Annotated in this window: 10 protein-coding genes; all 10 read left to right on the forward strand. The window is 37.9% G+C overall.

What is annotated here, in order from left to right:
- Positions 1-248: 248 nt before the first annotated feature.
- The 10 genes from acnA to cyoD all read left to right on the forward strand — a co-directional run bounded on the left by acnA (position 249) and on the right by cyoD (position 12990).
- Positions 249-2936: an aconitate hydratase AcnA gene (gene acnA, locus V4P55_RS06290; RefSeq protein WP_455474237.1), complete on the forward strand. Its 2688-nt coding sequence runs from the start codon at positions 249-251 to the stop codon at positions 2934-2936.
- A gap of 226 nt (positions 2937-3162) precedes the next feature.
- Positions 3163-3429: a 30S ribosomal protein S20 gene (gene rpsT, locus V4P55_RS06295; RefSeq protein ID WP_455474238.1), complete on the forward strand. Its 267-nt coding sequence runs from the start codon at positions 3163-3165 to the stop codon at positions 3427-3429.
- A 675-nt stretch (positions 3430-4104) separates the two neighbouring features.
- Positions 4105-5679 (forward strand): chromosomal replication initiator protein DnaA, encoded by a 1575-nt coding sequence (gene dnaA, locus V4P55_RS06300; protein WP_455474239.1) that lies wholly within the window; start codon positions 4105-4107, stop codon positions 5677-5679.
- 189 nt (positions 5680-5868) lie between these two features.
- On the forward strand, positions 5869-6990 hold the full coding sequence (gene dnaN, locus V4P55_RS06305) for a DNA polymerase III subunit beta (RefSeq protein WP_455474240.1): 1122 nt from the start codon (positions 5869-5871) through the stop codon (positions 6988-6990).
- A gap of 20 nt (positions 6991-7010) precedes the next feature.
- Entirely contained in the window at positions 7011-8144 is a 1134-nt protein-coding gene (recF, locus tag V4P55_RS06310; RefSeq protein WP_455474241.1) for a DNA replication/repair protein RecF, read from the forward strand.
- A gap of 48 nt (positions 8145-8192) precedes the next feature.
- Positions 8193-8666, forward strand: a complete 474-nt coding sequence (aroQ, locus tag V4P55_RS06315) for a type II 3-dehydroquinate dehydratase (protein WP_455474242.1) — start codon at positions 8193-8195, stop codon at positions 8664-8666.
- Between the two features lie 131 nt (positions 8667-8797).
- Positions 8798-9769, forward strand: a complete 972-nt coding sequence (cyoA, locus tag V4P55_RS06320) for a ubiquinol oxidase subunit II (RefSeq protein WP_455474243.1) — start codon at positions 8798-8800, stop codon at positions 9767-9769.
- 79 nt (positions 9770-9848) lie between these two features.
- Positions 9849-11867, forward strand: a complete 2019-nt coding sequence (gene cyoB, locus V4P55_RS06325) for a cytochrome o ubiquinol oxidase subunit I (RefSeq protein WP_455474244.1) — start codon at positions 9849-9851, stop codon at positions 11865-11867.
- Positions 11864-12529 carry a cytochrome (ubi)quinol oxidase subunit III gene (locus V4P55_RS06330; RefSeq protein ID WP_455474246.1) on the forward strand — a complete coding sequence of 222 codons (666 nt, stop codon included), beginning with the start codon at positions 11864-11866 and terminating at the stop codon, positions 12527-12529. The genes cyoB and V4P55_RS06330 overlap by 4 nt, the downstream gene beginning before the upstream one ends.
- A complete protein-coding gene (cyoD, locus tag V4P55_RS06335; protein ID WP_455474247.1) occupies positions 12529-12990 on the forward strand; it encodes a cytochrome o ubiquinol oxidase subunit IV in 462 nt (153 codons plus the stop codon). The genes V4P55_RS06330 and cyoD overlap by 1 nt, the downstream gene beginning before the upstream one ends.
- Positions 12991-13567: the final 577 nt, after the last annotated feature.

Here is a 13567-nt window from a genome sequence, read left to right on the forward strand (position 1 = left end):
TAATGAAATAAAAAACACGTTTTTTATTTCATTATATCTAGAATAGTTCTATAAGTCATTATATTGCATCAACAATTGGTGTATAAGGGTCTTTAACGCTGATTTTTTGATGTACCTATGGTAAGGCGGGGGAAAAATGAAAAAAAGCGTAGGTGACTGCGTCTGTATCCAAGCTGTGACCTTGACTCACAGGTTGTGTTGCTTATTCCAGGAAATTGGGTAATTTGTAGTGTGAGGGTGGAGAGTTCATGTCTCAAATAGATAGTTTTAATTGTCGCAAAATTTTAAATGTTGGTGGCAAAGAATACACTTATTACAGCTTGCTTGAAGCAGAAAAAAATGGACTTCAGGGTATTTCTCGCTTACCATTTTCGATGAAAGTTATTCTCGAAAATTTATTACGGTTTGAAGATGGTCGCTCAGTTAAAAAAGAAGATATTTTAAACGTTGCTAAGTGGTTAAATGACAAAGGCAGTGCGGGTGCAGAAATTGCTTATCGTCCCACACGTGTTTTGATGCAGGATTTTACGGGTGTTCCTGCAGTTGTTGATCTTTCTGCTATGCGTGATGCCATGGTCAAGCTTGGTGGTAATGCTGAAAAAATCAATCCACTTATTCCCGTTGATTTGATTATTGATCACTCAATTATTGTCGATAGTTTTGGTACTCCTACAGCTTTTAAAAATAATGTTGATCATGAATATGATCGCAATAGTGAACGCTACCGTTTTCTCAAATGGGGGCAGCAAGCTTTTCAAAATTTTCGGGTTGTTCCGCCAGGGACAGGCATTTGTCACCAAGTTAATCTAGAATATTTGGCACAATGCGTGTGGATAAAGAGTGAAGGCAATTCTCAAACGATTTATCCTGATACATGTGTGGGCACTGATTCGCACACGACGATGATAAATGGCTTGGGTGTTTTGGGATGGGGTGTTGGTGGCATTGAGGCAGAAGCAGCAATGTTAGGACAACCTGTTTCTATGTTACTGCCTGAGGTTGTCGGCTTCCGTTTAACAGGTAGACTGAAAGAAGGCGTTACAGCTACGGATTTAGTGTTGGCAGTGACGCAAATTTTACGCAAGAAAGGTGTTGTTGGTAAATTTGTTGAATTTTTTGGTCCTGGTTTAGAGCATATGACACTTGCAGATCGTGCAACGATTGGGAATATGGCACCTGAATATGGAGCAACATGTGGTTTCTTTCCAATTGATAAGGAAACAGTGCGTTATCTTAATATGACAGGACGTGATGAAAATCGGGTTGCTTTAGTAGAAGCATATTCTAAAGCACAAGGCATGTGGCATGACGAGACTACATCTAATCCCATTTTTAGTGATACCATTGAATTAGATATGGGTAGTGTTGTCCCTTCTATGGCTGGTCCTAAGCGTCCTGAAGGGCGTATGGCATTGGAAAATGTCGGGCAAGGTTTTGAGACAGCACTGGTTAATGATTATAAAAAGACTGTTGGACAAGATAATCGTTATCGTGTTGAGGGTGAAGAGTACGATCTGGGTCATGGTGATGTTGTAATTGCTGCTATTACTTCTTGTACAAATACATCAAATCCAAGTGTGCTTATTGCTGCAGGACTTCTAGCGCGCAATGCTGTGGCAAAAGGTCTTAAAAGCAAACCATGGGTTAAGACTTCTCTTGCGCCTGGTTCGCAAGTTGTTGAAGCTTATCTCATTAATTCGGGTCTTCAAAATGATCTGGATTCATTGGGGTTTAATTTGGTAGGTTTTGGTTGTACAACGTGTATTGGGAATTCTGGTCCTTTATTACCAACAATTTCTAAAACAATTAATGATAATGGTTTAATTGCTGCAGCAGTTCTTTCTGGAAATCGTAATTTTGAGGGGCGCGTATCACCTGATGTGCAAGCAAATTATCTAGCTTCACCACCGTTAGTTGTTGCGCACGCTTTAGTTGGAACAGTGCGTAAAGATTTAATCAAAGAACCTATAGGCGAAGATTTAGATGGTAAACCGGTTTATTTGAGAGATATCTGGCCAACCTCTAAAGAAATACAAGAGTTTATCGAAAAAAATGTAACGCGTAAGATTTTTTCTGAAAAATATGCAGATGTCTTTAAGGGAGATGAGCATTGGCAGAGTGTTCAAGTTCCTACGGGTGTTACTTATTCTTGGGATGAGAAATCAACATATGTACGTAATCCACCTTATTTCGATCATATGCAGAAAGTTCCTGAAGTGTTATCAGATATTAAGGATGCACGAATCTTAGGTTTGTTTGGTGATAAAATCACGACAGATCATATTTCACCTGCTGGTTCTATTAAAGTTGATTCTCCTGCGGGAAAATATTTAATTGAGCATGGTGTTAAAGTTGCTGATTTTAACCAATATGGAACCCGCCGCGGAAATCATGAAGTTATGATGCGTGGAACTTTTGCTAATATTCGTATTCGTAATTTTATGTTGGGAGAAAATGGACGTGAAGGAGGATATACAATCCACTATCCGTCAGGGAAAGAACAAGCCATTTATGATGCAGCTATGGCATATAAGCGAGAAGGCGTTCCACTCGTTATTTTTGCTGGTATTGAATATGGTAATGGATCATCTCGTGATTGGGCGGCTAAAGGCGCAAACCTTCTTGGTATAAAAGCAGTGATTGCTCAATCTTTTGAGCGAATTCACCGTTCTAATCTTGTTGGTATGGGAATTGTGCCTTTTGTGTTTGAAGAAGGTACAAGTTGGAGGTCTCTTGGTTTAAAAGGAGATGAAAAAGTAACGATTGAGGGAATTAGCAACTTAAAACCTCGCCAAAGAATCGAAGCTATAATCACTTTTGCTGATGGAATGGTAAAAACTGTCCCATTACTATGTCGTGTCGATACTGAAGATGAATTAGATTACTTACACAACGGTGGTATTTTGCAATATGTTTTGCGTAATCTAGCTGTTTAAAAAGTGTCTATCTGTTTAGAGACGTTTGTTAACTATTAAAATGGATGTCAAAAAGTTTGATTGTAGGTTTTTTATGACCATTTTTGAAAATTTAATTGACGTTAGATCTAAGAATGGGTTATAAACCTTCTGCAGTTGTTAGTGGCTTTATAGCGTGGCTTTGTTTATATTAGTAGGGATGCCGCTAAGGTTTTTACTGCTAATGTGTTGAAAGAGAGATACATTTATGGCGAATACACCTTCGGCTAAAAAGGCAGTGCGTAAAGTTGAGGCGCGTACAAAGGTTAATAGGTCCCGTCGTTCGCGTGTGCGTACTTTTATGCGTAGGTTTGATGATGCTGTAGCTAAAGGCGATAGAGCATCTGCGGAAGTTGCGTTTAAGAATTTTGAACCTGAAATTATGCGTGCAGTTTCCAAAGGGGTTTTTCATAAAAACGCTGCGGCACGAAAAGTGTCGCGTTTAGCAAAGCGTTTTAAGGCACTCAGCATTTAAATTTTTTGTCTTTTTGTTAAAAATTAAGCCAGTATCCGTGTGGATGCTGGTTTTTTTTGTTTACGCTGAAAAAATATTTCTGAAGCTAAGTTTTTACTATAGATAAATAGGGCGGACTTGTAAAATTTTTATGGTTATCCACAAGCTTTGTGAATTTTTACAGAGTCTTTTTTGTCAAGTTTTTTTTATTTTTTTTTTTGATTTTGATAAATTCTTTATTTTTGGTAAATTTTTTTTAAAAAATTGAATTGAATCAACTATTTTTCTCATTTTTTATTTACGCTGGCAAATTTATAAAGTTTTTTAGTGCCTTTTGATTTTATTTTGGCCTCTTGCATTTTACTTCTGCTGTTTTGTATGGTCTTCTCAGAGACTAAGAACACACAAAGTTCATAATTTTGAGGGATGCGTTTTTGAGCTATATAAATCTTTATGTTGTATAGGTCTGAGGTGTGTTTTTTATTTTCTTGATTGATATGTTTTTTATATTGAATGACGTATCATACCATGGGTGCAAGTAAATTTTATTGGTCATCTTTGTTATTTGGGTTGTAATGAAGTTATCTTGGGGGGGGAGATGAGTGATCTCAATTTTGGGGTAAGGCGTGTTTGTCTTCGCTAAGTTGATTTTAGTTTTTGGGCGGGACGAGATTTTGGTTTTTATCGGGATGAAAGATGGTGGATAAATTGAACTCTAAAGCTAGTTCCTTTCAAAGGGTTGCAGTGAATATCCTGTCAACAAAAAGAATAATAAACAGTGATATGGTGGATCTAACCAAGGCTGTTAGTACAAGTGCTTCTGCAGAACATTCAATTGTTTCGCAAGAAGAAGGTGCAGCAGCTTTTACGCGAGTGATGGCGCAATTAAAAGCACAGGTTGGTATTGAGGCTTATACAAGTTGGTTTGGCCGATTGAAGCTTGCTGAATACAGTCGTAATCTCGTAAGGCTTTCTGTTCCTACAGCATTTTTGCGTTCATGGATTAATAATCATTATGGTTCTCTTTTAACCAGTTTATGGAAACAGGAGAATGCAGCGATTCTTCGTGTTGAAGTCATTGTTCGTGGGATGAAGCGTGTTTCAAAGAGTGTGTCATGCGGAGTAAGCGTGGATCCTATTGCTGTTCCTGAGGAGCAGACAGTTTCGTCTTTTGTTGAGAATTATGCAGAACCTTCAGCAAAAAGCGTTCAAGCCAGTGTTTTTGGTTCACCGCTTGATTTTCGCTATACTTTTGAGAGTTTTGTTGAGGGTCCTTCCAATCGTGTTGCTTTAGCTGCAGCGCGTTCAATTGCAGAGGGACATAAAAGTGCTCTGCGATTTAATCCTCTTTTTATTCATGCTTCTGTCGGTTTGGGAAAAACACATCTTCTTCAGGCTATTGCATCAGCTGCACTGAGTCGTTTGATGCCTGCGCGAGTTATTTATTTGACTGCTGAATATTTTATGTGGCGTTTCGCTACGGCTATTCGTGATAATGATGCACTTTCTTTTAAAGAACAGCTTCGTGATATTGATCTTTTGATTATTGATGATATGCAGTTCTTGCAGGGGAAGTCGATTCAACATGAATTTTGTCATTTGCTTAACATGTTGCTTGATAGTGCAAAGCAAGTTGTTGTAGCTGCAGATCGTCCACCTGCGGAATTAGAATCACTTGATGTTCGGGTTAGATCTCGTCTTCAAGGAGGGGTTGCGCTTCAAATTGAAGCACCAGATTATGAAATGCGCTTGAAAATGTTGCGCCAACGATTAAAGGTAGCGCAACAAGATGATAATGCGATTGCCATTTCTGATGATGTTTTGGAATATATTGCTAAGACAATTTTAGGCTCTGGGCGTGATCTTGAAGGTGCATTTAATCAGTTATTGTTCCGTCAATCTTTTGAGTCTGATTTATCTTTAGAACGGATTGATGAACTATTGGGTCACTTGACACGTTCAGGAGAACCTAAGCGCATTCGAATTGAAGAGATTCAGCGTACGGTTGCACGTCATTATAATATTTCTAAGCAAGATTTGTTGTCTAATCGTCGGACACGTACAGTTGTTAAGCCTCGGCAGGTTGCGATGTATTTAGCAAAAATGTTGACTCCTCGCTCGTTGCCAGAGATTGGACGTCGTTTTGGAGGGCGTGATCATACAACAGTTTTGCATGCTGTGCGTAAGATTGAAGATTTGATGTGTGCTGACCAGACATTAGCTAAAGAGCTTGAGTTGCTTAAGAGATTAATTGGAGAGCAAACTCTGTAAGTTTGATAGTCAATTTTTCTGTTATTGAAAATAGAGAAGAGAAGTGGCGAAGTGCGATTGTTTCGAGAATCATTTTTTGCCATTTTGAGAGCGGTTGAATAAATTCTTGGAGATGATTCTTTTAAATGAATTGGTAGTTTTTGATTTCGGGGGTTTTTATCATTTTAGTAAATTATAACGGGTATTTTCATGCGTATTACAGTTGATCGCAATCAATTTCTTAAGTCGCTTAATCGTGTCCATCGTGTGGTTGAGCGTCGTAATACTATTCCTATTTTATCTAATGTATTAATTGATACAGATGGTAACGGTGTGCGATTAAAAGCAACAGACCTTGATTTAGAGGTTATAGAATCTTTTGTGGCTAATGTTGAGCAAGCGGGAGCGACAACGGTTCCGGCGCATTTGCTTTACGATATAGTTCGAAAGTTTTCTGATGGTAGCGAGATTGTGTTATCTGTTGATGCGAATCGGATGAGCACAATGTCTGTTGTTTCTGGACGTGCAAGTTTTCATCTTCAGTGCCTTCCAAAAGTTGATTTTCCAGAATCGCTTCCAGGTGAGTTTAGTTATTCTTTTTCTTTATCGGCATCGAGTTTAAAATATTTACTTGATTGTACGCAGTTTGCTATTTCTACTGAAGAAACGCGTTATTATCTTAATGGCATTTATTTTCATGTTATTGATGATGGTGTTTTAAAACTGCGCTTAGTTGCTACAGACGGTCACCGTTTGGCGCAAGCTGATATGGAAGCTCCTGCAGGGATTGAGGGTATGCCAGGCGTTATTATTCCTCGTAAAGCTGTAGGAGAATTGCAAAAGCTTCTTTCAGAAGAAATGAGTGGTGATGTAAAAATAGAGCTTTCAGAGTCAAAAATTCGTTTTTCTGTAGGTTCCTTGATTTTTACATCAAAATTAATTGATGGAACGTTTCCAGAGTATCAACGCGTTATCCCTCTTGAAAATGATAAAAAGTTAATTGTTAATAGGCAAGACTTTTCTTCTGCAGTTGATCGTGTCTCAACGATTTCGAGTGACCGTGGACGTGCAGTGAAGTTAACAATTGAGCATGGACAATTAAGACTTGTGGTTAATAATCCTGATTCGGGAAGTGCAGAAGATCAATTAGCTGCAACTTACACGTCTGATCCGCTTGAAATAGGATTTAATTCACGTTATCTATTAGATATTGCTGGGCAGCTTTCAAGTGATGAGATGGTTTTTATGTTGGCAGAGGCTGGGGCTCCAGCTCTGATTCGTGATAATGATGATGCAGATGCGCTTTATGTGCTGATGCCTATTCGTGTTTAGAGGCAAATGTTTTGCGGTGCATGGCTGGTCATGTACACAAGGTGGCGGTGAGGCAGCTAAGGCTAGCACATTATCGTAATTATCCTTTTTTTAATATTCATTTTTCAGGTCAACATGTGGTTTTTACTGGCCATAATGGTGCTGGTAAGACTAATCTTTTAGAAGCACTGTCTTTTCTTTCTCCTGGTCGTGGTTTACGGCGTGCAGTTTATTCTGATGTTAGTTCTGTGGATAGTGGAGGTGAAGGATTTGTTGTGTTTGCACGTCTTCAATGTGATCTTTATGGTGAAGTAGATATTGGTACAGCTTTAGAAGTTAGCGATAATAGTCGAAAAGTACATATTAATGGTGTGAGCGAAACAGGTGATTGTTTAACAGATTATTGTAACATTAGTGTATTAACGCCCTCTATGGATGGGCTTTTTACAGGTTCTTCACTTGAACGTCGCCGTTTTTTAGATCGTATGGTATTAGCGATTGACCCTTTGCATGGTCGCCGTATAGCTGATTATGATAAAGTTATGCGTGCGCGCAATCGTCTATTTTTGGATGGCAATAAAGACCACACTTGGTTTGATGCCTTAGAAATGCAAATGGCGGAATTGGCAACAGCTATTGCTGCAGCACGTATTGATGCTACTGGACTTTTGAATGATATGTTTACACAAATGTTAATTCATACACCTTTTCCGCGGGCTTTCTTGCAAGTTGAAGGTTTTTTAGAAACAGCTCTTGGTAAAATATCAGCGGTTGAAGTTGAGGAACAGTTTTATGATCGATTGCGGCGTAACCGAGAGATAGATCGGGCTGCTGGTCGGACATTAGAAGGTCCACATCGCACGGATTTACAGGTTTTTTATGCAGATAAAAATGTGGCTGCAGCGTCTTGCTCTACAGGTGAACAGAAAGCTTTGCTAACAGGATTAATTTTGTCTCATGCGCGTTTGGCAGGCATGATGTCGGATAGAGCATCTATCCTTCTTCTTGATGAAATGGTAGCTCATCTTGATTCTTATCGACGTGCAGCTTTATTTGATATTCTTGATGATTTGGGTGGGCAAACATTTATGACGGGAACTGATCGTATTTTGTTTGATGCTTTAAAAGGACGAGCAGAGTTTTTTGAAATTCAAGCTGGAACTTTATTACAGTGAAAATATGATAAAAGTTTTAAGGGGATAATTGAGAAAGAGAGGTTATCTGTGTCTACAGTTATAGAGATTTTAAATGGTCCTAATTTAAATTTTCTTGGAAAGCGTGAACCAAAAATTTATGGCACTGACACTCTCGAAGATATTGAACAATTTTGCAAAGAACATGTAGCAAGATTTGGCATGACATTGCATTTTCGTCAAAGTAACTGTGAAGGACAGTTGGTGGAATGGATCCAGGAGGCAATCGGTGTAAGTGCTGGATTGGTTATTAATCCAGCTGCCTATAGTCACACATCTGTTGCAATTCTTGATGCGTTAAAAATGTTTACAGGTCCTATAGTAGAAGTGCATTTATCCAATATTTATCATCGTGAAAATTTTCGTCATCATTCTTACATTTCTGCGGGTGCTGATGCCGTTATTACTGGATGCGGTAGTGAAGGATATCGTTTTGCGCTTGAATATATTGCTAAAAGACTTAAAATTGATCTACAGGAGCAAAGTTTATCTAATATCACTTAAAGTTTGAACTATCACCTAATTAAAAGAGGTAATCTGAATTTACTTGATAATTTTTTTTTTAATAGGTAAGCATATCTTTAAGGTATTATGGGTTTTTTGCTGATAGAATCCAATATAGTGGGGCAAGTAGAATGAAAAACTTTTTTGAACGGATGAATATGCTCGTAATTTTAGGGATTATGTTGCTTTTGTCTGGGTGTGAAATTGATGTTCTTCAGCCGTCGGGGTACGTTGCACGTCAGCAGCTTATTTTAATTATTGCGTGTGTTGTTGTTATGTTATGCGTTGTGATTCCAGTTATGGTTGCGGTGGTTTTTTTTGCTATTAAATACCGTGCATCGAATACAACGGAAGAGTATTTGCCTGAATGGGGACACTCAAATAAGATTGAAGCTTTTATGTGGGGCATTCCAGTTATCATTGTGATGGTTTTGGGTGTATTAACAGCTTTTTATACTCATAGGCTTGAGCCTTCAAAGTCGCTTCCAGTCGATATTGTTGGTGAGGAAAAACCGATACAAATAGATGCTGTGGCTCTAGACTGGAAGTGGTTATTTATTTATCCTGAGTACGGTATTGCATCAATTAATGAAATTTATGCACCAAAAGGTCGTCAAGTGTTGTTGCAGATGACATCAGAGAGTTCTGTTAATGCCTTTTGGGTGCCAAAACTTGGAACTGTTCTTTATGCAATGCCACAGATGAATTCTAAATTGCATTTAGTGGCTGATGAGCAAGGGATATTTAATGGAAGCTCAGCAAATTACAGTGGTGATGGCTTTGCACATATGCGTTTTAAGTGGCATTCTGTATCTTTGGAAGATTTCAACAGTTGGGTTGTTAAAGCTCAGAAAAATGGGCAAAAGCTTGATCGTATATCTTATCGTCAGCTTTCTGTTGCACCTCGTATGGGTGATATTGCAGCAAAAGAGAAAGATGCTGAAGTACGTTATTTTTCACCTGTTGAGGAACGACTTTATTACAGGATCGTCAATCGCTGTGTTGAGGGAAATACGATATGTAATGAAAACTTGATGAAGCGTGCCGCTGCTCAAACGCTTTGGGGTGCACTTTGTTCTGTTTTTGATCCTGATGTTATATAAAATTGTCAATTGAAAGAAGTCCCATCTTTTTTAAAAAAGGTTTCTTTTAGAATGAAGTTCACTTGATATAGGGTAACAAATGTTTGGAAGACTTACAGATCCTGCGGCCGGTGCTTTTCATGCACTTACACATGAGCCGATTGTTCTTTACACATGTATTGCAATTGTTGTAGGCGGTTTAGTCGCTGCTGTTGCTTTAACGGTACTTGGTTGGTGGGGTGTTCTTTGGCGTAATTGGATTACGACGGTTGATCATAAACGTATCGGAATTATGTATATTGTTCTCGGTATTATTATGCTTTTTCGTGGTTTTGCTGATGCGATTATGATGCGAACACATCAGGCGTTGGCTGTGGGGAGTGAGGCTGCAGGTTATTTAACACCTGAACATTTTGATCAAATTTTTTCGGCTCATGGCGTCATTATGATTTTCTTCGTGGCTACGACGATTTTATTTGGTCTTTTCAATTATCTCATTCCGCTTCAAATTGGTGCACGTGATGTTGCTTTTCCATTTGCAAATAATTTAGGGTTTTGGATTACTGCTGCTGCTGCGATATTAATTAATGTATCACTTGGTATTGGAAACTTTGGCCGTGGTGGTTGGTTGATGTATCCGCCTTTCGCGGAATTGCAAAACAGCCCAGATACAGGGGTAGACTATTATTTGTGGTCTCTTCAGCTTGCTGGTATTGGAACGACAATGGGATCGGTTAATTTGATCACGACTATCATTAAAATGCGCGCTCCTGGAATGACAATGATGAAAATGCCAGTTTTTTGTTGGTCTGCTTTCGTCAGTAATATTTTGATTTTAATTATTTATCCTGTTTTGACTGTTGCATTTGCGCTATTAGCAGGTGATCGTTATTTAGGCATGAATTTCTTTACGAATACTGCTGGCGGTAATCCAATGGTGTGGATTAATTATGTTTGGATTTTTGGCCATCCTGAGGTTTATGTTCTAGTTGTTCCTGCGTTTGGGATTGTTTCTGAGATTGTTGCAACTTTTTCTTCCAAACGTCTCTTTGGTTATGCTTCAATGGTATGGGCGATTTTAGTTATTTTAATTCTTTCGCTTCTCGTGTGGGGGCATCATTTCTTTACAATGGGTGGTGGTGAAGCTGTAAATACTTTCTTTGGTATTGCGACCATGATTATTGCAATTCCGACAGGTGTAAAAGTCTTTAATTGGTTGTTAACTATGTATAAAGGGCGAATTCGCTTTGAACCTCCAATGCTTTGGTGCATAGGTATGATATTTACATTTGTTGGTGGAGGATTAACAGGCGTTTTGATGTCGATAGTTCCTGCTGATTGGCAATTTCATAATTCTTTGTTTCTAATAGCGCATTTCCATCATACAATTATTGGAGGTGTTATTTTTGCTTATTTAGCAGGATTGGCTTTTTGGTTTCCAAAGGCTTTTGGTTTTAAGCCTAATCGCTTCTTAGGTATTGCATCTTTTTGGTGTTGGTTTGTTGGTTTTTACCTTGCTTTTTTCCCAGTTTATGCGCTTGGTTTAATGGGCGCAACACGTCGACTTCAGCATTATATTGAGCCTAGCTGGCAGCCCATGTTTATTATTGCTGCGTTAGGTGCTTGTATTATTCTCCTTGGTATTCTTTGTTTTGTGCTACAGGTTGTTTTGGCCGTTTGGTATGGTGTTAAACACAAAGGAAATGTACCAGTATCATTAAATGATCCTTGGGGTGATGCTCGCACACTTGAGTGGTCTATTTCTTCTCCTCCTCCTTCTTATAATTTTGCAGTTATTCCAGAAGTACGAACTGAAGATGCTTACTGGGATATGAAAAAGAGTGGTTATCATCGTCCAACAAGTGGATTTGCAAAAATTCATATGCCTTCGAATACGCCAGCTGGGGTTATCGCAGGATTTTTCTCATTAATCACTGGTTTTGCCCTTGTGTGGCATATTTGGTGGCTTGTTGCTATTGGATTCGTTGGTTTTGTTGGGACGCTCGTTTATCATTCATTAATGGGTGATCATCATGGTTATTATATTTCATCTGAAGAAGTGCAGAAGACAGAAGATACTTTGACAGCCGTTCTTAAAGAACAGGGAGTAAAACTATGAGTGCTGTGACAACAAATAATGTTCACGCTGATGAACATCATCACGACAGTAGTTCTGTTATGATATTTGGATTTTGGGTCTATATTCTTTCAGACTTAATCTTGTTCTCAACTCTTTTTGCGAATTTTGCTGTATTTTCTGCTTCTTATGGTGGAGGTAAAGCTGGTAACGAATTTATTGATTTACACTTTGTTTTGGTTGAGACTGCTATTTTATTATTGTCATCAATTACTTATGGATTTGTGATGGTACAAGCACATAAAAATAGCCTTTCTGGTGTACGTTTATGGATGGCTGTTACTTTTGTACTTGGCTTATGCTTTATTGGAATGGAAATTTATGAGTTTCATGAACTTTTAAATGAAGTCTTTTACTTCGAGCCTACTGCTTACGCTGGTGTTGATCCTATAACAGGTGTAAAATTTTTTGGGCGAGAGGTTCTATCTGCTTATTGGTCAGCGTTCTTCTCTCTAGTTGGCACGCATGGTATCCATGTTAGTGTTGGTGTCTTCTGGATGATAATCATGTTTTTGCATTTGCATCGTCATGGTTTGGATCAAGATAACAAGACACGTTTAGCATGTTTATCAATTTTTTGGCATTTACTTGATATTGTTTGGGTTGGTGTTTTCACTATGGTCTATCTATTAGGAGCATTATAATGAGTTCACATGACAAAACGCATGATCCAAGTACTGGTTCTTATTTTATTGGTTTTATTCTAGCTGTTCTTTTTACTTTAGGATCTTTCCTTCCCGTACTTTATGGAATGATGGATAGTTGGGTAATTAGTACAAAAGTCATTTACCTTATTGGGATGGCGCTTCTTCAGATTGCCGTACAGATCGTTTTCTTTTTGCATTTGAATTCTGGTCCTGATGCTAAGTGGAATCTAGCAGCTTTATGGTTCACAGTAGTGTGTGTTTTTATTATCATCGGAGGAACATGGTGGGCTATTTCTCATTTAAATTACAATATGATGGGTGGTTCAGGACGAATTATTGAGTCAGAAATAAAAGTGACAATCCCGGAAGATGCAATATCAGAGGGTGAGAATTTAGAGGGGGTAAAACCAGAAAACCCTACCTCTTTTGATGAAGAGTTACATAATGAAAGACATTAAAATAAATATGTAGTCAATGTTATCAAGTGAGTAACTCAGGCTCCACGTTTGAAAAAGAATTAATATAAATTTTCAGTACAGAAGTCGATAAGTTGAATGTTGAAATTATAACGATAAAAAGTGAAGTAATCGAAGATATTATTTAATTTTGAAAGATTGAGTCTCTGCAATTAGAGAGCTGTGATGTGAGAGCTTAAGCAATATAGCTGTGGTGATAACAAAAAATAATTCTTTATTAGTGTTTCTTTAATAACTACAAACTTTATTATCTTCAAAAGTGAGCAATGGTTAGCATTAGAAGCATTAAAAAACAAATGAGAAAATTATGATGATTATTTTCACAACTGGAAGCTAATAACTTCATATTTGTTGAGTTGTTTAAAATTATAGTTGTGTTTTTTCTCAAGAGTTAGTCCAATGCTAGCATAATAGCTTGATGTTGGTTTTATATAAATGACTATTTAGTTGAGTGTAGATATACTGTTTGTGAAGTTCATTATAGACCACTAAAAAAGTTTTAAAAGCTCATTTGTAATGTGTTAAAATAAAGCCATGAAGAGATAGTATATGAATTTTA

The organism is Bartonella sp. B30(2025), from assembly GCF_053793825.1.